The organism is Marinobacterium nitratireducens (assembly GCF_014645375.1).
In the GTDB taxonomy this organism is placed as follows: Bacteria; Pseudomonadota; Gammaproteobacteria; order Pseudomonadales; family Balneatricaceae; genus Marinobacterium_A; species Marinobacterium_A nitratireducens.
Genome location: NZ_BMLT01000001.1, coordinates 204,288 through 224,235, shown reverse-complemented (window position 1 = coordinate 224,235; position 19,948 = coordinate 204,288). Strand labels below are relative to the sequence as shown.

Genomic DNA, 19,948 nt, shown 5'->3' with positions numbered 1-19,948 from the left:
TTTGTTTTATATTGTTTTTTCATATTCCAGGGAGACACCCTGAGGGACGCCGCACGAAATCGCACCGGGAGCGAATGCCAGTCACCGACTTTCCAGCGACGATTTGAACAATGCCGCCGCACGGTAGATGCCATGGGCAAACTTGCCGTAGGGCATGGTCAGGAAAAACGCCATCACCAGTCCCAGATGGATGGCCAGCGTCAGTGCCAGCCAAGAGGTGTCACGCAGTGCAAGCAGCACCAGCCCGCTGAGACTGACCAGAAACAGCAGCACGATGAAGGCCCTGTCCATTGGGCGCTGCCTGGCATCGCCGTGATCCGGGTGACGACGCAGGTTCAATGCCAGCAGCCCCGCCGGGCCGATCAGCAGCCCGATGCCACCGGCGATACCCAGCAGCACCGGCAGGCTGGTGACCGGATAGGGGGCCGGCAGATCGAGCAGGTAGTGATACAGGGTGGCCACCGCGGTGGCGGCGAAACAGAGCATGAAACCGTAAAAGGTGAAGTGATGGAAACGCCGCCGCCAAAGCGTGAATTTGTCGCCTTCGTTGGTACAGCCTTCGCCATGGCCGCCGTCCAGATATTTCAGCGTCAGCACGGCCCCACCGGCTTCGAGAGCGGCTGCCGGCTTTGCCCGGCCTTCGCTGCTACCCGGCGAGAGATTGTTCCAGAAACGTCGTACGCCGATCCCGAGCGACAACAGCGAAAAGCCGAATACCGCGCCGAACATCAGTGCCAGGGTATTGTGCGGAAACAGCGCGTAGAAATTGCCGTTCAACCCCTGCGGGAACAACTCGCCCTGCATGGCGATGGTCAGCAGCAGAAACAGCGACAGGGCCGCCGCCGTCGCCACCGACAGCGTGACGCCATTGCGCTTGTACAGCCTGCCGAAGGCGGCCGGCCAGGCATAGTCGCCATAGGTGTTGAGCCGGACCTTCGCCATTGCCTGGGGTACGTTCACCCCGAACTCGTGGGGCGGCGCATATTGGCAGGAATGCAGACAGGCACCGCAGTTGTGGCAGAGGTTGGCGAGATAGTGGATATCGGCCTTGCCGAACTCGAGCCGCCGGGTCATGGCGGGAAACACCGCGCAGAAGCCCTCGCAATAGCGGCAGGCGTTGCAGATCTGCATCTGCCGCGCGACTTCGGCTTCATCCTCGTTGAGCAGCGGGATCAGGTCGACGGTCTCGACCGCCCGGGCCTTCTCCGCCTGAATGGGGACATCAGCTGATGGCATGGTGTTTACCTCTGTTGTGGCTGGAATGGGCACCGCGGCTGGCTGCCGCGGCCTGGACACCGGCAATGCGGCCGAAGGCCGTACCGATCGACATGCCGACGCCGGCGGTATAGCCCTGGCCCAACACGTTGCCGGCCATCATCTCGCCGGCGACGAACAGGTTCGGGCTGGGCTTGCCACCGAAGCGCACCGCCGCGGTGTCATCGGTTTTCAGCCCCAGGTAGGTGAAGGTCACGCCGGGGCGCAACGCATAGCCGAAGTACGGTGGGGTATCGATCGGTCGCGCCCAGTGGGTTTTCGCCGGCACCAGCCCTTCGGTGTGGCAGTCGTCAAGTACGGTGTGATCGAAGGTACCCAGGCGGCAGGCAGCGTTGTAGGCTTGAATCGCCTGCACGAATGACGCCTCGGGCAACCCCAGCTTGCGCGCAAGTTCGTCGAGACTGTGCGCTTGCTCGCCCGGAAACACCGGCGGCATGAAGTGGCCGACGGCCTTGCTGTCGATGATCGAATAACCGATCTGCCCGGGCTGTCCGGCCACGAGCCGCCCCCAGATGGCATAGCGCTTGGGCCAGAAGTCCTCGCCTTCGTCGTAGAAGCGCTCACCGTCGCGGTTGACGACCACCCCGAGGGACACGCAGTCGATACGGGTGCAGATACCGCCATCATAGAGCGGCGCCCGCGCATCGATCGCCACCATATGGGCCTGGGTCGGATCGCCGATGGCATCGGCGCCCTGCTCGAGCAGGTCCCGCAGCAGCACGCCGGTATTGAACCTGGTGCCACGGATCAGGAAGTTGTCCGCGGCCCATTCGCCGCGTTCGTTCTGTCCCCAGGCGTCGCGCAGCCAATCACGATTCGACTCGAAGCCCCCCGCCGCCAGCACGCAGCTTCTAGCTTCGATCCGCTCTGCCGGACGCCGGCCACCGTCAAGATCCCGCGCCGGAACCCGTGCGGCGACGAAACGGCCGTCGTGCAGTTCGATAGCCTCAACCGGGCTGTCATAGCGAATCTGGATACCCAGCTGCTCGGCGCTGCGGTAGTAGGCATTGATCAGGGCCTTGCCCCCGCCCATGAAGAAGGCATTGGTGCGCGCCACATGCAGGGCCCCGGACAAGGGTGGCTGAAAGCGGACGCCATGCTTGCGCATCCAGCCGCGGCATTTGGACGATGCCCGAATCACCAACCGGGCCAGCTTTTCATCAGTCGCGCCGCCGGTGACCTTGAGCAGGTCCTGCCAGAACTCCTCTTCCGGATAGGCATCCACCAGCACATCCTGTGGCCCCTCATGCATGCAGCGCAGGTTGCGGGTGTGCTGCGAATTGCCGCCACGCCACTGCCGCGGCGATGCCTCGAGCAGCATCACGCTGGCGCCGGCTTCGCGCGCCATCAGGGCGGCGCAGAGAGCGGCGTTACCGCCGCCTATTACAAGTACGTCGATCATGTTGTCTCCTCTGGGTGCAGAGGTCCGTAAGACAGCCTCTGAACGCAGGGAGACTTTAGCGAAGGGCAACCGGCAGCCGACAGGAGGCTGCACCAGAGAGGTGTTTAGAAAAAATAAATACTTTGAATCTCAGCGAGAGACATCGCCGATCAGGCGGGCACCGGGCCAGCGCCCGGCACGTACCAGTTCACGGGCGACATCTGCAATTACGACGCGGGCCGCCAGTGCACTGGGGAATAACTCGTCATCCGACAGGCTGACCAGGAGGTTTCGACGCCCCACATGCTCGTCTGCAATCTGCGCAATTCGCAGCGCTGCGTCATCGACACGAGCCGTAGCTGCACCGGGCTGGATCGTTGCACCATGGCCAGCGCGCACCGCCTCCATCAACACTGCAAGACCGTCAATCTCCATGACCACATTGGGACTCGCCCCGCTGCGCTCGAACGACGCCATCAGGCTGGCTCTCAGCCCATGTTGAGCGCTGGGCATGATCAGTGCGAGATCCGCAAGTTCCGCCAGATAAATCGAAGAGGCAGCCGGTGCCCCTGCCAGGTTCGGGGAGGCTATGACAAACAGCTTCTCGTCGAGCAGCGGCATAACGCTCCAGCGGCGGGCGGCATCGGACTGAAACAGCACCGCCAGGTCAAGCTGCCGGGCATTCAACATCGCGGCCAGGTGGCCGGACAGGGTTTCCACCAGGTGCAACTGAATATCGGGATAGCGTTCGCGCATGGCACTGATCAGCGGTTGCGCCAGCACGCTGGCCGTGGTCGGTGCCAGCCCGACACTGACATGCCCACTCATACGCCCCTTCTGAGCGGCCACTACCGCCTGCTCGGCCTGCCGTAGCGTCAGCCTGGCGTGATGCATGAAAGCCAGACCCGCGCTGGTCGGTACAGCACCGGTACTTGTCCTGCTGAGCAGTCGCACGGCAAGTTCGTTTTCCAGTTTGCCGATCTGCTGACTTAGCGCCGAGGTGCCGATGCCCAACTCGAGGGCAGCCTTGCCCAGGCTGCCGCACTCGATCACCTTGAGAAAATATCGCAACTGCCGCAGTTCCATATTCGTCCCGGCCGCTCCATCCTTTTCTGTTCAATCCAAACTCCGTAGCTTTCAAGCGACGGCTGCGTAAGGCCCTACCGTAGCGCGCCGAGCATCAATTGGCTGCACCGAAAGCGCGGCGCCACTCGTCCAGTATCAGCTCCCGCTTCATCTCGTCGGTCTGCACCAGGAGCGGCACGCCCAGAGGAATCGGTCGCAACGGGCTGTTGAAGTTGATCCGGAGCCGGCTTGCGCCGGTTTCGCCGACGATGTCGCCGCGCACCGGATAGAGGCTGGCCTCGTCGGCCAGCACCTGCTGCCCCTCGTCCGACAGCAGAAAGTCGAGAAAACGACGGGCATCGTCGGGATTCCGAGGAATTCTGGGGACAGTATACCTATTAGCTGACGCATCAATGACCGCTTTGGGTCGACAACAGACCCAGAAAAGCAAACAAGGAGAGCATTGCCGATTTTTCTGAAACCACTGTAGCTCAGCAATTAATCGGACATAAAAGGTTAACAAAGCACAGTAAAACCCGCGTAATCGTGTGATTTGAAACGACTCTGTTTCGCTGAAACAGAGCTTCGGGGCTTCAGAATTAAGCAGCACCGGCAACGACCTGGCTTCCGAGGTTTCTAAAGACCCTCCTCTCACCGGTCGTCTCACCGAGGCTTTCCAGGCGGCCTGGTTTACTTTACCCGCAACCAGTCAAACCCGCCTGTTACCCGCACTCAGAATCCGCTCTTCCATTGCTCGGTATCGACAAACCAGCGCTCCTCGTAAATCTTGTCGCCTCTGAACCGGAACAGGACGGACAACTGGGAGCCGGCGATCTTGTCGGAGCGCCACTCCACGACCGACATCACTTCGTTTTCCCCTTCGATCTGCCGCAGTCCGGTGATTTCGAAGCCCGGCGGAAGAATCCCGGCAAGACCATCGAGCGCCGCGCGGAACCCTTCACGCCCCTCTAGCACGTCGGTCTGCCCCGGCATGACGAGCGTCATGTCGTCGACGTAGTCGGCCACCAGGGTATCGAATTCCCCCGCGCCCAGGGCATCCCAGCCTCGCTGTACGATATCAGCCAATTTCATCGCTCTGCCCTCTCTGTCAGTTGGGTCAATCGCATTTCCAGATGCTCAACGGGCCTGATCGAAGCCGCGTTATTGAACCGGCAGCGTCTATGCCACCCGGCAAAAGACGCCCGGTATTTTCGGCTCAGCTCAGCAGCTGATCGATCTCGTCGGTGGTAGCGACCTTGCCTTCGAGCATGACCTCACCGTCGATCGCCAAAGCCGGAGTGCGCAGGATGCCGGCGTCGATGATGGCGTTGGTATCGGTGATCTTCTCGACCTCGAAGTCGATGCCCCGGGATCTGGCTGCCTGTTCGGCGTTGTCGCTGAGCTGTTTGCATTTGGCACAGCCGCTGCCGTAGATCGTGAACTTCATCGCTGCATCCTCGTCGCTTGCACGGAAAATCCCATTACCACAGATTACCGTAGATGAATCCGGTGATCGTCGCCATGATGACCACCAGCACGCAGTACACCAGCGTCTTCTCGGTGCCCAGGATTGTACGAATCACCAGCATGTTGGGCAGCGACAGCGCCGGGCCCGCCAGTAGCAGCGCCAGAGCAGGCCCCTTGCCCATGCCCGCCCCCATCAGGGCTTCGACGATCGGCACCTCGGTCAGGGTGGAGAAATACATCAGCGCCCCCAGCACCGAGGCGATAACGGTCGAGGTCAGACTGTTGTCGCCGACCGCCGCGGCGACCCACCCGGACGGGATAATGCCTTCGTGACCCGGACGCCCGAGCGCGAAGCCGGCGATGAAGACACCACCGATCAGCAGCGGCAGGATCTGCTTGGCGAAATCCCAGCTCTGCTGCGCCCATTCCCGATCACGCTCGCGCTGCACCGCGATCAGCATGACGCCGGCAATGGCCAGAGCGAACGGCAGCTCGGGAACAGCCGGCAGCAACAACGCCGACACGACCACCGCAAGGGCAACCCAGGCGAGCTGCGCCGGCGGCCATCCCCAGCGCCAGATCAGCAGGGCCGCAAACCCCGTACCCAACAGTGCGGTGATCTGCCATTTCCACTGGTAGATGCGCATCCAGGCGGCGCTGTCGGCCGCCGCCCAGTTGGCGAATACCAGTATGCCGACCATCAGCGCGAAGAACGTCACCGTCACTCCCAGCGGCTGTTCCGCTTCCTCACCGCCAAAGCCGCGCGTGCTGCCGGCGCTGCGTTCGGACTCTTCGCGGCGATACAGCCAGTGCATGAGCGTTGCGATCACCAGCGCGAAACCGATGGCGCCCAGTGCGCGGGCGATGCCGATTTCCGCACCGAGCACCTTGGCGGTCACGACGACCGCCATGACGTTGATGGCGGGGCCCGAATACAGAAAGGCGATCGCCGCGCCGAGACCTGCGCCGCGCCGGTAGATGCCGCCGAACAGCGGCAATACCGTGCAGGAACAGACCGCCAGCAGGGTACCCGAGACCGAAGCGACGCCGAAGGCCACGGGCTTGGACGCCTCGGGTCCCAGGTAGCGCATCACCGATCCCTGGCTGATGTAGGTCGACATGGCGCCGGCGATCAGGAATGCCGGCAACAGGCAGAGAACTACGTGCTCGCGGGCATACCAGTTGGTCAGCCTTACCGCTTCCAGCACCGCGTTGTCGAAACGGGCAGTGCCCGCCGGCACGAAATAGACAGCAAGAAAAACTGCCAGCATCAGGAACAGCAGGTTGGCTTCACGGGGATTGCCGGCATACAGCTCGCGCAGTTTCAGATACATCCCGGGTCGCCTCCTCTGCTACCGGACCGGTGCCGGACGATACCTGCCCCTGGCGTCATTGTCGGCAAGAGCCGCGATATACGATAGCAGCGGCCTACCGGCAGGCTCCCTGGTAGCTTAGCAGGGTGTTGAAAATCTATCTGCGTTGCCGAATGCTGTTGGTGATGGGTTACGTCGCGACAAGCCCGGCGCTATCCGGATGCAGGGGGCCGGCGCGACTCCACCCATCCTACGACTGCGCTTCTTCGCCTGTTTGGGTCCGGGCGGCGTTCCGTCGGGCGGCGTTACCGTCCTGCCGGCAGGCCATGCCGGTAATACGTTTGACATCATTGTCTTTTAGATTCCTGCGCAAACGCACCGAAGCAGGAGTTGAACGATGAAACAACTGAGCCTGGCCACCGCCCTCGCGCTCGGCACTCTGTCCACCATTCCGGCATTCGCCGGCGACTACGACAAGCCGGGCTTCGTCACCGAAGTCGAGGACGGCCGCCTCTGGGTATTCCGTGAAAACTCCGCCGAACTCAGGGCATTTCAGGAGAGCGGAGCACCAGCCAGGCAGTACACCGATATCGGCTCCGGTCCCAATGGCATGACCGTCAAGGCCGCTGACGAGCAGACACTCAGGGATTACCTCAGCAGCCTCGGATCCTGAATACCAGGCGCCGTTTCAGCCATCCTCCTACTTGCGCTTCTTCGCCTGTTTGGGTCTGCGCGGCGCCCCGGGCGCTGTGCCGGAAACCGCAATAACGAATGCCTGCACCGGTACCCGCGTCTCCGGCATCAAGCTGCCGGTAAGCCGGTCCTCCCCCCTGTATGTTATGATCCGCTGACTGCCATCGCCGTATTTATCGCACGCGCCAGCTGACCTTCGGGACTCAAGTGGAAACCCATAACCTGCACGCATTCGTCACGGTTGCCGAAACCGGCTCCTTCTCTCAGGCGGCCACCGCGCTCTGTCTGACCCAGTCTGCGGTGAGCAAACGGGTATCACTGCTGGAGGAGCAGCTCGCCACGCGGCTGTTCGACCGCATCGGTCGTACCGTCAGCCTCACCGAGGCGGGGCATGCACTGCTGCCGCGGGCACGCAGGATATTGCTGGAACTGGACGATGCGAGGCGGCTGATCGGCAACCTTTCCGGCGAGGTTCGGGGGCCTCTGAAGCTGGCCGCCAGCCACCATATCAGCCTGCACCGCCTGCCGCCGATACTGCGGGCCTACAGTCAGCGTTTTCCGGACGTATCCCTGGAGCTGCGCTTCGACGAATCGGAACGCGCCTTCGACGGCATCATCCGGGGCGAACTGGAACTGGCGCTGATTACGCTGGCGCCCAACCCCCCGGCCTCCATCTGCCAGGAAACGGTATGGCAGGACCCGCTGCGATACGTTGTCTCCCGCGACCATCCCCTGGCCGGGCGCCGTGCGCCGGATCTGGAAGAGCTCACCCATTTCGCGGCCATACTGCCCGGTGCCTCCACGTTCACCCGGCAGATCGTGGAGACCCAGTTCGCCCAGACCGGGCTGCCGCTTCACGTTGGCATGACCACCAACTACATGGACACGGTCCGCATGATGGTCAGCATCGGACTGGGCTGGAGCCTGCTGCCGGAGACGCTGATCGACGACCGTCTGCAGATTCTCGAAATAGGATCCGCGCCGATTGTGCGCCAGCTCGGATACATCTACCATCGCAACCGCACCCTTTCGAATGCCGCCCGTCATCTGGTCGAAATGCTGCAGGAGCAAAGCCGCTAAGGGTCCTTAACCGGCTGCCGCCAGTGTAATAAAATGGCGGCATGATTGAGGCTGTGCGGAAAAACGTCGGGCATGAGTCCCGACAATATGAACGGTATTTGAGTACCGATTGGGTAAACACAAGGATACTGGGGTTTTGAGCGACGATATTCAAAAGCAGATGGAGGCCTGGCTGAAGCAGCAGCAAGCCTACTGGTCGCAGCTGGCGGCCGGTGAAGAGGCTGGCGATGCGCCTTCGACCTGGCAACGCCTGCTCAGCGAGTATCAGGCCTCGGCCTTCCGGGACGTGCCGGAGCAGAACGCCAGACTGGCCGCGCTGCTGGCAAGCAACGCGGGCCTCTTCAACCGCTTCGGCGAACAGATACTCACGGCTCTGAAGACCTCCGCCGCGTCGCCCGCACTGGAAGAAACCGTGGAACAGCTGGTGGCTTACCTGCAGCAACACACCACGTCCGCGATGCTGCAGCAGTGGCAACTGCCGCAGCATTTCGCCGCGCTGTTCAAGAGCCACAGCTTTGCCGATGACCCGCTGTTCGAAAACCCCTTCGTCAGCGGCCTGAAAAGCCTGCTGGATACCCCGGCCTTCGGCAGCAACCGCCAGCTGCAGCAACAGGCCCGCGACGCCTTGAAGCTGCTGCTCGATTATCAGGAAGCCCTGCACCGCTATACCGCACAGTACGGCTCGATCAACCAGCTGGCCGGCAAGCGACTGCTGCAGGCGCTGCGCGATAGCGACAACGACCTAGACAGCGTCGGCGAGCTTCACGCGCTTTGGGTCGACTGCTACGAAGCCGCCTACGCCGAAGCCGCCTTCACCAGCGAGTACCAGACGGCCCACGGTCAGGTCTCGAACGCGCTGATGAAACTGCGCAAGTTTCTGCAGGATGTCCGTGACTTTTATTTCGAGGCAGTCGGGCTTGCCACACGCGAGGGTCTCAATACCGCGCTCGAGCGACAGCATCAGCTGCGCAAGCAGGTCAAGCAGCTGCAACGGGAGCTGCAGCAGACGCGGGCGCAGCTCGGCGCCTCGGTGCCGCTGTCCGAGTTCGAGGCCCTGCGTGCCGAATTCGACGCGCTGCGCGCTGAAGTCCGCCAGGCCGCCGTCGAGAGCGGCGCCGGGAAGTCCCGGCAATGAAAGGAATGAATTTCACCGTCTCCGGCGTGATCGGCGAGCTGACGGAATTCAATCGCAAGGTCGCCAGCAGCTACAGTACGCTGCTGAACATCGACGAGATCGACGTAGGCCAGACGCCCACGGAAACCCTGTATCGCGAGGACAAGCTCAAGCTGGTGCGCTATCAGAGCGACACGCCCAAGCGCTGCCGCACGCCGCTGCTGATCTGCTATGCACTGGTGAACAGGCCCTACGTGGTCGACCTGGAACCGGACCGCTCGCTGGTTCGGCGCCTTCTCGGGCTGGGCCTGGATATCTACCTGATCGACTGGGGCTATCCCGACGCCGCCGACCGCTGCCTCGACCTCGACGACTACATCAACGGCTACCTCGACAACTGCGTCGAACAGGTCCGGGCCCACAGTGGACAGGATCGCATCAACCTGCTGGGCATCTGCCAGGGTGGCACCTTCAGTCTGTGCTACAGCGCCCTGCATCCCGAGAAAGTGCGCAACCTGATCACGCTGGTGACGCCGGTGGACTTCCAGACACCCGACAACCTGCTCAGTCACCTGGCGCGCCAGGTGGATGCAGACCTCGCGGTCGATACCTACGGCAACATTCCGGGCGAAATGCTCAACGACTCCTACAATTCGCTGATGCCGATGCGACTCGGCATCCAGAAGAACCTGGCGATGCCGAACCTGCTCAAGGACCGCGAAAGCGCCCTGAGTTTTCTGCGTATGGAGAAATGGATCTACGACAGCCCGGACCAGGCGGGGGAGGCTTTCCGTCAATTCGTGAAGGACTGTTTCCAGCAGAACAAGCTGATGAAGAGCGAAATGACCATCGGCGGCCAGGCGGTCGAACTGCATCGCATCAACCACCCCATACTCAACGTCTACGGCGAACAGGATCACCTGGTGCCGCCGTCGGCCTCCAAAGCCCTCGCGGGCCTCACCAGCTCCTCCGACTACGAGGAGCTGTCGGTGCCGGCGGGCCATATCGGCGTTTTCGTTTCCGGCCGTTCGCAGGCACTGGTGCCCCCGAAGATAGCCGACTGGCTGATCGCCCGCGACGCCTGAGCAGAAAACGAAAAAGCCCCGGGATCGGGGCTTTTTCGTACTGCGGCTTGATCGAGGACAGCGGCCGAAGGCTCACCAGGCACCCTGCCCCGAGCCAACGGCGGCGATACTCATTTCTTGCTTTCGGATTCCTTCTCGGCACTGGCCGGGGCTTCCTGCTCGGGCTCCGCTTCGGTTCCCGGCTTCTTGCGCCCGGGGCTGAAGAGGTTCCACATCGCCATGTTCTGGTCGGCCAGCCGGTTCATCACCGTCAGCGGGTTAGTCGCGCCAATGACGTTCTGCATCTGTTCGCGAATCCGCTCCTGATGCTCGAGAAAGGCGCCGACGCTCTGTTCGATATACTGGCTCATCATGCCCTGCATGCTGTCGCCGTAAAAACGAATCAGCTGCTGCAGCACCTGATTGGTGAGCAGGGTACCGTGCCCTTCGGCTTCCTGCTCGGCGATAATCTGCAGCAGGATGTTGCGCGTCAGGTCGTTCCCTGTCTTCGAGTCCTGCACCTGAAACGGCTCGCCGCTGAGTACCAACTGCTTGACGTCCTCGAGGGTGACGTAGCAACTTTTAGACGTGTCATACAGCCGGCGGTTGGTATATTTTCGTAAAATTCGCAAGACGCTTACTCTCTGGTTGCTTCCACTTGTCCTTCACAATGAAACGGGGGCCGGGTTACTTCTTGTCGGTACCCTTTGCCTTGCTCCCGCTCTGACTACCCTGGTAGCTGGACAACATCGCCATCATCATTTGCTGCAGGCTGTCGAGCGAGCCCATGCCGCCGGTCAGCTGCTGCTTGAACAGCGCCATCGGGTCATAACCCTCAACCCCCGCCAGCATCCGCTCGCGAACCTTGGCGAGCATCTCGTCCTGCAGACTGGCGACATCCGGCAGCCCCAGGGCGCGCCGAAATTCCTCCGGCGTCATCTCGATATCGATCTTGAAGTTCATTTCCAGCTCCGCTCCATCTACCTAAGCGGAAACTATAGTATAACGGCAGTGCAATATAAACCTATCGTGCTTTTTGCTGCGCTTTTTCCGGATAAATCCACAGTGTTGTCAGCATGATCGCGACAGCGCTTGCCATCGCCGCCACCGTGAAAGTGCCCCCCGCACCGCCTGACTCCCACAGCAGCCCCGAGACCAGAGCGCCGCATGCGCCCCCGGCGCCGAAGCCCAGACTCGAAAACAGCGCCTGGCCGCGCCCGTGACTGCGATCGTCGAAATATTGCTGCACCAGCGCAATGCCGGTGGCGTGCAGCACGCCGAAAGTCGCAGCATGCAGCACCTGCGCCAGCAGCATCAGCGGCACCACCCCGGGCAGCCAGGCAATCAGGCTCCAGCGCAGCACACAGAGCCACAGGCTGGCCAGCATCAGACGGCGCAGCCCGAACCGCGCCACCAGCCGGTGCATGTACAGGAAGATCACGACCTCGGCTACGACCCCCAGCGACCACAGCAGACCGATCTCGCCGCGGCTGTAACCGAGCGACTCCATCAGCAGGCTGTAAAAGGTGTAGTAGGGTCCGTGTCCGAACTGCACAAGAAAGCAGACGGCGTAAAAGGCCAGCACCTGCGGCCGGACAAGCGTGGCGAGAAAGCCGTCACCGCCCTGCGGGGCATCCGCGCGAGCCGGCGGCTGACCCACGAGGCAGCTGTTGAACCAGATCAGCAGCATCAGCAACAGCATCACCCAGGGCAGCGCATCGATTCCGGTGATGTCCAGCAGCCAGCCAAGACCCAGTACCACGGCGATGAAGCCCACCGATCCCCAGACCCGCACCTGACTGTAACGCGTGTGACGTGTGCCGAGCTGACGCAAGGTTATGACTTCGAACTGCGGCAGCACCGCATTCCAGAAGAAGGAGAAACCCAGCATCACCCAGCCAATGCCGATGGCCGAGTCGGCCTGAAAGATACCCAGAAACACCAGCGCCGTCATGCCGCTGCCAAAACGCACAATTTCGATACGACGCCCGGTGCGATCGGCAATCCAGCCCCAGAGATTGGGCGCCACGATCCTAGACGCCTGAAATATCGCCATCAGCACGCCGATGGTGCGGGCATCGAACTCGAAACTTTTCAGATACAGCGGCCAGAACGGCACGATGGCGCCGAGCAGCGCGAAATAGAACAGGTAGAAACCCGACAGGCGGATATAGGGGATCTTGTCCGGCATCGCTCAGAATGCCCCGGAGGCAGGAAAAACGAGCGGCACTGAAAACGAGGGCCGCGCGGCATCGCGCCGGCGGCCCCCATAAGCGTGGTCAGGCTGTTTCCAGCGCATCGACGACGAACTGCGGAAGTGCGAAGCTGCCGCAGTGCACCGCAGGATTGTAGTAGCGGGTCTTGAAGCCGGCGGCGGCGAAGCGCTGCTCGATCACCTCCTGCGGAAGCTTGCGCAGGCTGTCGTCGTCGGAGCCCCAGGCCAGGGTCATGACCCCGCCGACGTAGGTCGGCACCGCGGCGCAGTAGAACGACTGATCCGCGAAGTACGGGCCGAGGCGACGACGGGTGGTGACCACCTCGTCGACCTGCATATAGGCGACGCCGTTCTGCGCCACGAAGATGCCGCCGTCATTGAGGCAACGCTTGCAGCTCTCGTAGAAGGCGCTGGAAAACAGCACCTCGCCCGGACCGACCGGGTCGGTGCAGTCGGAAATGATCACGTCGAACGTATCCTGGCACTGCTGCACGTACTCGATGCCGTCGGCGATGACGATATTGGCCCGCGGGTCCTCGAAGGCCCCCTGGGAGTGATTCGGCAGGTAGGTTTTGCACATCTCGATCACGGACTGATCGATCTCGACCTGGGTCACCTGCTCGACTTCCGGGTGACGCAGCACTTCCCGCAGGATACCGCCGTCGCCGCCACCGATGATCAGCACCTTCTTTGCCTGACCGTGGGCGAACAGCGGCACGTGGGTCAGCATCTCGTGGTAGACGAACTCGTCCTTTTCGGTGGTCTGGATGATGCCATCGAGCGCCATCACGGTACCGAACTTGGAGTTACGGAAAATGATCAGGTGCCAGGAATCGGTCTGCTGCTCGAACAGCACCTCGTCGATCTCGAAGCTCTGGCCGTAGCCCTGATACAGTTTTTCGGTGTAAGTCTTGGTCATCTCAATCAAGGATCCTTGTCGAGCCATCAACGCCCCGTTTGGCGAATGATCACTCTTTAAAAACAACAACTAACAAGAACATTCAAAGAATGTTTCAAAGTACCGGCAGGTCGTGACTGACGTCGGCGTTCTGGCCCCGGTTGCGCAGGTAGTGATCCATCAGCACGATGGCCATCATCGCCTCTGCAATCGGCGTCGCGCGGATACCCACGCAGGGGTCGTGCCGCCCCTTGGTGACCACTTCGATCGGCTCGCCCCGGCTGTTGATGCTGCGCCCCGGAAGACGCAGGCTCGATGTCGGCTTGAGGGCGATGTGCGCGACGATATCCTGGCCGGTGGAAATCCCTCCGAGCACGCCGCCGGCGTGGTTCGACAGGAAACCCTCCGGGGTCATTTCGTCACGGTGTTCGGTGCCCTTCTGCTCGACGACCGCGAAGCCGTCGCCGATCTCGACGCCCTTGACCGCATTGATGCTCATCAGCGCATGGGCCAGATCCGCGTCGAGGCGGTCGAAAATCGGCTCGCCGAGGCCGACCGGGACGCCGCGGGCCACCACCGAGATACGCGCGCCGATGGAGTTGCCTTCCTTGCGCAGCTCGTCCATGTACTGTTCCATCTGCGCGGCCGCCGCCGCATCCGGCGAAAAGAAGGGGTTGCGCCCGACTTCGTCCCAGTCGAAACGCGTCTCGTCGATGCGAATCGGGCCGAGCTGACTGAGGTAACCCCGCACTTCGACGCCCTTGCTGGCGAGAAACTTCTTGGCGATGGCGCCGGCGGCGACCCGCATTGCCGTTTCCCGGGCCGACGAACGGCCACCGCCACGGTAGTCGCGAAAACCGTACTTGTGGCTGTAGACATAGTCGGCGTGGGCCGGCCGGAAGGTGTCCTGGATATTGGAATAGTCCTTCGAGCGCTGGTCGGTGTTTTCGATCAGCAGACCGATCGAGGTGCCGGTGGTCCGCCCTTCGAACACACCGGACAGAATCCGCACCTCGTCCGGCTCCCGGCGCTGGGTGGTATGGCGCGAGGTTCCGGGCTTGCGGCGGTCCAGATCCGCCTGCAGGTCGGCTTCGCTCAGCTCGATACCCGGCGGGCAGCCGTCGACGACGCAACCGAGCGCCGGCCCATGGCTTTCGCCGAAGGTGGAAACGGTAAACAGCTTACCGAAACTATTTCCAGACATGTGATATTCCTGTAATCGCAATTCCTGCTCGGAACCCCCGGGTTCCGTCGAGTCCCGCTCAGATCTCGTCGCGGTGTCGGCGCAGCTCGTCGGCGGTAATGGTGAAGACTCCGTTGCCGTGCTCCAGATCGACCCAGATGAAGGGGATCTGCGGATACTGCTGCATCAGGTGCACTTCGCTGTTGCCGACCTCGACCACCAGCAGACCGTCGTCGGCGAGGAAGTCGCAGGCCTGGCGCAGCAGCGCCCGGGTCAGATCCAGGCCGTCGTCACCGCTGCCCAGCGCAAGTTCGGGCTCATGGCGGTATTCCGCCGGCATGCTCGCCAGATCCGCCGCATCGACATAGGGCGGATTGCAGACGATCAGATCGTAACAGCGTCCCTGCAGCGCACTGAGCATGTCGCTCTGGATCGGGTGCACCCGGTCTTCCAGTCCGTGACGCGCGACGTTGCGCGCCGCCACTTCGAGCGCCTCGACCGAAATGTCGACCAGATCGACCTCGGCCTCCTCGAACGCATAGGCGCAACCGATGCCGATGCAGCCGCTGCCGGTACACAGATCCAGAATGCGCCCCACTGGCCCCGGACGCAGCCAGGGTTCGAAGCGGCCGCGAATGAGTTCGGCAATCGGCGAGCGCGGGATCAGCACCGACTCGTTGACATAAAACGGCATGTCGAGATACCAGGCCTCGCCAACAATATAGGGCAACGGGCGACGTTCCTCGACACGCTGACGCAGGAAGTCCACCACACGCTTGCGCTCGCCGTAGGTCAGACGTCCGTCCAGCACCGCGGGGTCCGTGCTCCAGGGCAGGTCGACCGCGCCCAGTACCAGTTGCACCGCCTCGTCCCAGGCGTTGTCGGTACCGTGACCGAAAAACACCTCGTGGCGGTGGAATTGACTCAGACTCCAGCGTACGAAGTCGCGGATCGTGAAGAGCTCATTGACAACCTGTTCTTGATCGATGCTCATTGCAAAACCGATAATGTGATAAATGGCACCCCTCGTTGTCGGGTGCCGCTTTCCGCCTTCCGCCCCGGGCGCCTGACGCCACGACGGAATCGGCTCATGAAGGCCGCCTATGTTAATGAAAATATTGAAGTGACGCCATGACGGACTCTCAAAGCCCCGCCGACGACGGGGCGCAGTCATTCGAAGACCTGATGCAGGGAGTGGAGCGCCACCACCACGACCGCGCCGATACCGCCCGCGTCGCAAGCCCGGATCCCGACAGCCTGGCACTGCGCCGCGCCGCCGCCACCGAGGAGCCGGAGCGGGTCATCGACGGTCTGTCGAGCGAGGCCGTCGATATCGTGGAATCCGGCGAGGAGCTGCTGTTCGCCGCGCCCGGTATTCAGCTGCGGCTGATGAAGCGCCTGCGCCAGGGCCACCTGCCGTGGGAACAGGGCCTGGACCTGCACGGCATGACCGTCGAGCAGGCCCGGGACGAACTCAGCACCTTCATCCGCGACGCACTGCGCAACCGGGCGCGGGTGGTGCTGGTGGTGCATGGCAAGGCGTACTCCCAGGCCGGGCGCCAGCCGCTGCTGAAATCCCACGTCAACGACTGGCTGCGCCGGCTCGACGGTGTGCTAGCCTTCTGCTCCGCACAGCCGCGCGACGGCGGCACCGGCGCGCTCTACGTCTTGCTTAAACAACGAAAATAGCCTACCCCTAAAGTACCGTTTCGCCCCGACTGCGGAGCGAGACCGAACTGCGGAAACAGGCTCACCGATGGCGAGCCTTGCTGCCAACGCCGCCGGGAGGCCACAACCATGGACAAAGCCTTTGCAGAGATAATCGCCGCCCTGGGCGAGGACGTTAACCGCGAAGGCCTGAGGGATACGCCCAAACGCGCCGCCAAGGCCATGAAGTTTCTCACCCGCGGCTACGGCCTGACCCTCGGGGAAATCGTCAACGGCGCGCTGTTTCCATCTGATAACAGCGAAATGGTGATGGTCAAGGACATCGAGCTCTATTCGCTGTGCGAGCACCACCTGCTGCCCTTTATCGGCAAGGCGCATGTCGCCTATATCCCCCAGGGCAAGGTGCTGGGGCTATCCAAGGTCGCCCGCATCGTCGACATGTACGCGCGGCGCCTGCAGATTCAGGAAAACATGACCAAGGAAATCGCAGAGGCGATCATGAACGTGACCGATGCCGCCGGCGTCGGCGTCGTCATTGAAGCCCAGCACATGTGCATGATGATGCGCGGCGTGGAAAAACAGAACGCCTGGATGAAAACCTCGATGATGCTCGGCTCGTTCCGCGACAACCTCGCCACCCGCAACGAATTCATGGCGCTGGTTCACAGCTGAGCAGACGAAAAGCCCGGTAGGATGGGTGGAGCCGCAGCGGCAGTTCGTATCGGGCCATTCCAGGCCAGATGCGGCGTAACCCATCAGCCTGTCAGTACCCGAGTTCCTCGACCAGCCGCCCCTGCTCCAGCGCCGCGAGCCGTTCGCGGGCGATCTCGCGGCCGAGCTCGATCATTTCGGCGGCGCGGTGGAACTCGTAGAAGCTGCCCGCCTCCTTGGGAACGTTGATGGTCAGGTCCGGCGGATAACCGGCGATCTTGTATTCGCTCAGCGAGCTCTGCATGGCCTCGACCGAGCTGAGCAGGATGTCCATGCGCCCGGCAAAACGCTCCTTGTGATTGCGCTCGACCCGCTCGGAATCGCTATCCTGCCTTTCGCCTGGCTTGTCGTCGCCGAAACCCGTCTGATCGAGGTGGGCATTGTGCGGCATTTCCACCACCGGCATGCGGTAACGGCTGGTATTGAGGTCCACCGCCACGATGATATCGGCATGGGCCGCAACGGTCGGAATGATCGGCAACGGGTTGAGCACCCCGCCATCGACCAGCACACGGTTGTGCTTGATCACCGGCGTGAAGAACCCCGGCACCGCAACGGATGCGCGCAGCGCCTCCAGCAGCGGGCCGGACTGAAACCAGACCTCTTTCTGGTGCGCCAGATCCGTGGCCACCGCGGTAAAGGGAATCGGCAGGGACTCGATCAACGGATCGCCGACGATGCCCTTGAGGCGCGCGAAGACCCGGTCGCCGCGGATAGCGCCGCGGCTGAACGTGACATCCATCAGCCGCAGTATATCGATACGCTTGAGCCCCAGTACCCAGTCGCGATAGTCGGCCAGCGACCCCGCCGCGTAAAGCCCGCCGATCAGCGCCCCCATGGAACTGCCGGCAATCGCCTTGATGCGGTAACCACGGCGTTCCAGTTCCTCGATCACACCGATATGGGCGTAGCCGCGGGCGCCGCCGCTCCCCAGAACCAAGGATACTGTGACCTTCATAGCTCTACTCCTGTGTGCGCCTGACCACCATCAGCAGTCGATCGCGCCCGCTCAGCACCGGCGGCACCAGCGGCCCTACGCCGAACGATTCTATGTTCTCGTAACCCGCCTGCCGGACACCGTCGACGAGTTCGCGGCCGAAGGCCTCCGACGCGGCGATCGCCTCGCTGGCGTCATCCCCGCGCCAGTGAACCACGAACCAGAACCGGTCCTGAGGCGAAAACTCCGCCAGCAGCTGCACCAGGCGGTCCGCGACTTCGACGGACTCACGCCCCTCCAGGGACAGGGTGGCGTACCCGGCCACCTCCAGCTGTTGCTTGAGGTCGTCCGCACCCTCTGGCGATACCACATCGAGCTGCAGATAGACGCGCCGGTTGCCACGCTGCACCGCGTACAGGGCGAGATAATCGTTGCCGAGCCTGGCGGCCAGGTAGTACTGGGTGCGATCGAGACCGTATAGCTGGGATATACCGTAAAAGTCATTGGCCCAGTAATGGCTGCTGCCACAGTCGCGCCCGGTACAGCTGAACAGTATCTCGCCATCCTTCTTCTCGATCTGTTCGCGGAAGTGACGGAAAGCATCGTCCGGCAGGTGCGGTTCCGGAATACGATAGGTAATGCGCCTCAAATCCCCCTGCAGCGACTGGCGCCGATCGGCGACCACCACATTGTTGACCTTCTTCAGCTCCGACAGCATCAGCAGGTATTCCGGCGTCTGCCGGCGCTGATAGCTCTCGATCCAGGACAATGGAAAGCGCTCGAGCAGCGGATAGTCGGCGCTGCCGCTGACATCCGTCTGCGCCAGCAGACCGGTGGAAAACAGCAGGCCGATCAACAACCAGGAGATTTTATTGCGCACAGTCAGACTCCGTTCATCCATTCCGTCGCTCCCGGAAAACCCGGGGCGGTCCCGGCTTTTACGTGCCGGGCCGCGATTAGGGTCAAATCAGCCGATGCCTTGATCAGGCTCGATTTGCAACCTGTCGCTGATCAGTTTAGCAATCCGTGCGGCGCCATCCGCTTCCAGATGCAGATGATGCCCTCCGGGATAGATGTGCAGCTCGATATCGTCGATCAGCGGCAGCTTTTGCTGCACGCGATCGAGACCGAGTCCCTGCTCCGCCATCACCAGGTCCACAGGGCAGCCGATACGGCCCAGGAAAGCGTCGATCTGCGCATCGCACAGGCGAACCACCGATGGCAGCGTCAGGGCGCTGTCGCTGCGCCAGTGCCAGTTGCCGTCCTGCTCGCGCATACCGCGCTCGAGCAGCCATTGAGCGGCCTCCCGGCACACCGGCCAGCGCCCGCCCATGCGTGCCTGTACCGCCTGTTCGAAGCTGCCGTAGGGCCGCAGCACGCGACGCCCGGCGCGGGCACGCTTCTGCAGCGCCTCGGCCATCAGCTCGGGGAGCTGACCGGCCTCGTAATCGAGCGGCATCAGGCCGTCGATCAGAAACAGGCGCCGGACGCGCCCGGGGAAGGCCCCTGCCAGCAGGGTCGAGACCGCAGCCCCCATGGAGTGTCCGAGCAGGTCGAATCGCCGCAGCCCCAGCTGATCGGCCACCGCCAGCACCTCCGGGACATTGTCCCAGATATAGTACGGCATGCCGGCCGGACGATGATCGGACAGACCGTGCCCGCACAGATCCAGCGCGATCAGGCGCACCCCGGGCAGCATCCTTGCCAGCCGCGTGAAGCTGGCGGCATTGTCGAGCCAGCCATGCAGCGCCAGCAGCGGCACGCCATCCGGCTGCCCCCATTCCATGGCCGCGATACGGCGTCCGTTGACCTCGAAACTCAGGGAGTTGTGCATCCGCAGTCCTTTGGTTGCTGTGAAATTACATCGACGGGCAAATAGGTTAC

Annotated in this window: 22 protein-coding genes; 6 read left to right on the top strand and 16 right to left on the bottom strand. The window is 62.5% G+C overall.

Annotation, left to right across the window (positions count from 1 at the left end; all coding sequences use genetic code 11):
• Positions 1-81: 81 nt before the first annotated feature.
• The 7 genes from tcuB to IEX85_RS00970 form a co-directional block, all read right to left on the bottom strand.
• Positions 82-1,236, bottom strand: a complete 1,155-nt coding sequence (gene tcuB / locus IEX85_RS01000; protein ID WP_188857441.1) for a tricarballylate utilization 4Fe-4S protein TcuB — start codon at positions 1,234-1,236, stop codon at positions 82-84.
• On the bottom strand, positions 1,223-2,677 hold the full coding sequence (gene tcuA, locus IEX85_RS00995; RefSeq protein ID WP_188857436.1) for an FAD-dependent tricarballylate dehydrogenase TcuA: 1,455 nt from the start codon (positions 2,675-2,677) through the stop codon (positions 1,223-1,225). Before tcuA ends, tcuB begins: the two co-directional genes overlap by 14 nt.
• A gap of 129 nt (positions 2,678-2,806) precedes the next feature.
• A complete protein-coding gene (locus tag IEX85_RS00990; RefSeq protein WP_188857434.1) occupies positions 2,807-3,742 on the bottom strand; it encodes a LysR family transcriptional regulator in 936 nt (311 codons plus the stop codon).
• A gap of 94 nt (positions 3,743-3,836) precedes the next feature.
• The gene (locus tag IEX85_RS00985) at positions 3,837-4,034 is read right to left on the bottom strand and encodes a hypothetical protein (RefSeq protein ID WP_188857433.1); all 198 of its coding nucleotides are present in this window, start codon (positions 4,032-4,034) and stop codon (positions 3,837-3,839) included.
• Positions 4,035-4,453: 419 nt separating this feature from the next.
• The gene (locus IEX85_RS00980) at positions 4,454-4,813 is read right to left on the bottom strand and encodes a nuclear transport factor 2 family protein (RefSeq protein ID WP_188857431.1); all 360 of its coding nucleotides are present in this window, start codon (positions 4,811-4,813) and stop codon (positions 4,454-4,456) included.
• A gap of 124 nt (positions 4,814-4,937) precedes the next feature.
• The gene (locus IEX85_RS00975; protein ID WP_188857430.1) at positions 4,938-5,168 is read right to left on the bottom strand and encodes a thioredoxin family protein; all 231 of its coding nucleotides are present in this window, start codon (positions 5,166-5,168) and stop codon (positions 4,938-4,940) included.
• Positions 5,169-5,202: 34 nt separating this feature from the next.
• Positions 5,203-6,522, bottom strand: a complete 1,320-nt coding sequence (locus IEX85_RS00970; protein ID WP_188857428.1) for a permease — start codon at positions 6,520-6,522, stop codon at positions 5,203-5,205.
• Positions 6,523-6,898: 376 nt separating this feature from the next.
• Between IEX85_RS00970 and IEX85_RS00965 the strand changes: the two genes are divergently transcribed.
• From IEX85_RS00965 to phaC, 4 genes are all read left to right on the top strand, one after another.
• Positions 6,899-7,174, top strand: coding sequence for a hypothetical protein (locus IEX85_RS00965; protein ID WP_188857427.1), 276 nt, complete (start codon positions 6,899-6,901; stop codon positions 7,172-7,174).
• A gap of 227 nt (positions 7,175-7,401) precedes the next feature.
• Positions 7,402-8,274: a LysR family transcriptional regulator gene (locus IEX85_RS00960; RefSeq protein WP_188857425.1), complete on the top strand. Its 873-nt coding sequence runs from the start codon at positions 7,402-7,404 to the stop codon at positions 8,272-8,274.
• 136 nt (positions 8,275-8,410) lie between these two features.
• Positions 8,411-9,409, top strand: a complete 999-nt coding sequence (locus IEX85_RS00955) for a poly(R)-hydroxyalkanoic acid synthase subunit PhaE (RefSeq protein ID WP_188857423.1) — start codon at positions 8,411-8,413, stop codon at positions 9,407-9,409.
• Complete coding sequence (gene phaC / locus IEX85_RS00950; protein ID WP_188857422.1) at positions 9,406-10,473, top strand: class III poly(R)-hydroxyalkanoic acid synthase subunit PhaC; 1,068 nt, start codon at positions 9,406-9,408, stop codon at positions 10,471-10,473. The genes IEX85_RS00955 and phaC overlap by 4 nt, the downstream gene beginning before the upstream one ends.
• 110 nt (positions 10,474-10,583) lie before the next feature.
• Here the strand turns inward: phaC and phaR are convergent, their stop codons facing one another.
• The 6 genes from phaR to prmB all read right to left on the bottom strand — a co-directional run bounded on the left by phaR (position 10,584) and on the right by prmB (position 15,742).
• Complete coding sequence (phaR, locus tag IEX85_RS00945) at positions 10,584-11,084, bottom strand: polyhydroxyalkanoate synthesis repressor PhaR (RefSeq protein ID WP_188857420.1); 501 nt, start codon at positions 11,082-11,084, stop codon at positions 10,584-10,586.
• A 55-nt stretch (positions 11,085-11,139) separates the two neighbouring features.
• Positions 11,140-11,415 (bottom strand): DUF6489 family protein, encoded by a 276-nt coding sequence (locus IEX85_RS00940; protein ID WP_188857419.1) that lies wholly within the window; start codon positions 11,413-11,415, stop codon positions 11,140-11,142.
• A gap of 61 nt (positions 11,416-11,476) precedes the next feature.
• Complete coding sequence (locus IEX85_RS00935; RefSeq protein WP_188857417.1) at positions 11,477-12,643, bottom strand: MFS transporter; 1,167 nt, start codon at positions 12,641-12,643, stop codon at positions 11,477-11,479.
• Between the two features lie 88 nt (positions 12,644-12,731).
• Positions 12,732-13,586 (bottom strand): polyamine aminopropyltransferase, encoded by an 855-nt coding sequence (speE, locus tag IEX85_RS00930; protein ID WP_188857415.1) that lies wholly within the window; start codon positions 13,584-13,586, stop codon positions 12,732-12,734.
• Positions 13,587-13,680: 94 nt separating this feature from the next.
• A complete protein-coding gene (aroC, locus tag IEX85_RS00925; protein WP_188857413.1) occupies positions 13,681-14,769 on the bottom strand; it encodes a chorismate synthase in 1,089 nt (362 codons plus the stop codon).
• 58 nt (positions 14,770-14,827) lie between these two features.
• A complete protein-coding gene (gene prmB, locus IEX85_RS00920; protein WP_188857408.1) occupies positions 14,828-15,742 on the bottom strand; it encodes a 50S ribosomal protein L3 N(5)-glutamine methyltransferase in 915 nt (304 codons plus the stop codon).
• Between the two features lie 137 nt (positions 15,743-15,879).
• Here prmB and IEX85_RS00915 point away from each other — a divergent pair, with 137 nt between their 5' ends.
• Complete coding sequence (locus IEX85_RS00915; protein WP_188857406.1) at positions 15,880-16,437, top strand: Smr/MutS family protein; 558 nt, start codon at positions 15,880-15,882, stop codon at positions 16,435-16,437.
• A 108-nt stretch (positions 16,438-16,545) separates the two neighbouring features.
• Positions 16,546-17,088 carry a GTP cyclohydrolase I FolE gene (gene folE, locus IEX85_RS00910; RefSeq protein ID WP_188857405.1) on the top strand — a complete coding sequence of 181 codons (543 nt, stop codon included), beginning with the start codon at positions 16,546-16,548 and terminating at the stop codon, positions 17,086-17,088.
• Positions 17,089-17,179: 91 nt separating this feature from the next.
• Here the strand turns inward: folE and IEX85_RS00905 are convergent, their stop codons facing one another.
• The 3 genes from IEX85_RS00905 to IEX85_RS00895 all read right to left on the bottom strand — a co-directional run bounded on the left by IEX85_RS00905 (position 17,180) and on the right by IEX85_RS00895 (position 19,898).
• Positions 17,180-18,085 (bottom strand): patatin-like phospholipase family protein, encoded by a 906-nt coding sequence (locus IEX85_RS00905; RefSeq protein ID WP_188857403.1) that lies wholly within the window; start codon positions 18,083-18,085, stop codon positions 17,180-17,182.
• A gap of 4 nt (positions 18,086-18,089) precedes the next feature.
• Positions 18,090-18,944 (bottom strand): DUF4892 domain-containing protein, encoded by an 855-nt coding sequence (locus IEX85_RS00900; protein WP_188857402.1) that lies wholly within the window; start codon positions 18,942-18,944, stop codon positions 18,090-18,092.
• Positions 18,945-19,031: 87 nt separating this feature from the next.
• Positions 19,032-19,898 (bottom strand): alpha/beta fold hydrolase, encoded by an 867-nt coding sequence (locus IEX85_RS00895; RefSeq protein ID WP_188857401.1) that lies wholly within the window; start codon positions 19,896-19,898, stop codon positions 19,032-19,034.
• Positions 19,899-19,948: the final 50 nt, after the last annotated feature.

What these genes read in the sequence shown, in the direction of transcription:
- tcuB (WP_188857441.1), bottom strand. Translation starts at nt 1,236, where the DNA reads ATGCCATCAGCTGATGTCCCCATTCAGGCGGAGAAGGCCCGGGCGGTC.
- tcuA (WP_188857436.1), bottom strand. Translation starts at nt 2,677, where the DNA reads ATGATCGACGTACTTGTAATAGGCGGCGGTAACGCCGCTCTCTGCGCC.
- IEX85_RS00990 (WP_188857434.1), bottom strand. Translation starts at nt 3,742, where the DNA reads ATGGAACTGCGGCAGTTGCGATATTTTCTCAAGGTGATCGAGTGCGGC.
- IEX85_RS00980 (WP_188857431.1), bottom strand. Translation starts at nt 4,813, where the DNA reads ATGAAATTGGCTGATATCGTACAGCGAGGCTGGGATGCCCTGGGCGCG.
- IEX85_RS00975 (WP_188857430.1), bottom strand. Translation starts at nt 5,168, where the DNA reads ATGAAGTTCACGATCTACGGCAGCGGCTGTGCCAAATGCAAACAGCTC.
- IEX85_RS00970 (WP_188857428.1), bottom strand. Translation starts at nt 6,522, where the DNA reads ATGTATCTGAAACTGCGCGAGCTGTATGCCGGCAATCCCCGTGAAGCC.
- IEX85_RS00965 (WP_188857427.1), top strand. Translation starts at nt 6,899, where the DNA reads ATGAAACAACTGAGCCTGGCCACCGCCCTCGCGCTCGGCACTCTGTCC.
- phaC (WP_188857422.1), top strand. Translation starts at nt 9,406, where the DNA reads ATGAAAGGAATGAATTTCACCGTCTCCGGCGTGATCGGCGAGCTGACG.
- IEX85_RS00940 (WP_188857419.1), bottom strand. Translation starts at nt 11,415, where the DNA reads ATGAACTTCAAGATCGATATCGAGATGACGCCGGAGGAATTTCGGCGC.
- IEX85_RS00935 (WP_188857417.1), bottom strand. Translation starts at nt 12,643, where the DNA reads ATGCCGGACAAGATCCCCTATATCCGCCTGTCGGGTTTCTACCTGTTC.
- speE (WP_188857415.1), bottom strand. Translation starts at nt 13,586, where the DNA reads ATGACCAAGACTTACACCGAAAAACTGTATCAGGGCTACGGCCAGAGC.
- aroC (WP_188857413.1), bottom strand. Translation starts at nt 14,769, where the DNA reads ATGTCTGGAAATAGTTTCGGTAAGCTGTTTACCGTTTCCACCTTCGGC.
- prmB (WP_188857408.1), bottom strand. Translation starts at nt 15,742, where the DNA reads ATGAGCATCGATCAAGAACAGGTTGTCAATGAGCTCTTCACGATCCGC.
- IEX85_RS00915 (WP_188857406.1), top strand. Translation starts at nt 15,880, where the DNA reads ATGACGGACTCTCAAAGCCCCGCCGACGACGGGGCGCAGTCATTCGAA.
- folE (WP_188857405.1), top strand. Translation starts at nt 16,546, where the DNA reads ATGGACAAAGCCTTTGCAGAGATAATCGCCGCCCTGGGCGAGGACGTT.
- IEX85_RS00905 (WP_188857403.1), bottom strand. Translation starts at nt 18,085, where the DNA reads ATGAAGGTCACAGTATCCTTGGTTCTGGGGAGCGGCGGCGCCCGCGGC.
- IEX85_RS00895 (WP_188857401.1), bottom strand. Translation starts at nt 19,898, where the DNA reads ATGCACAACTCCCTGAGTTTCGAGGTCAACGGACGCCGTATCGCGGCC.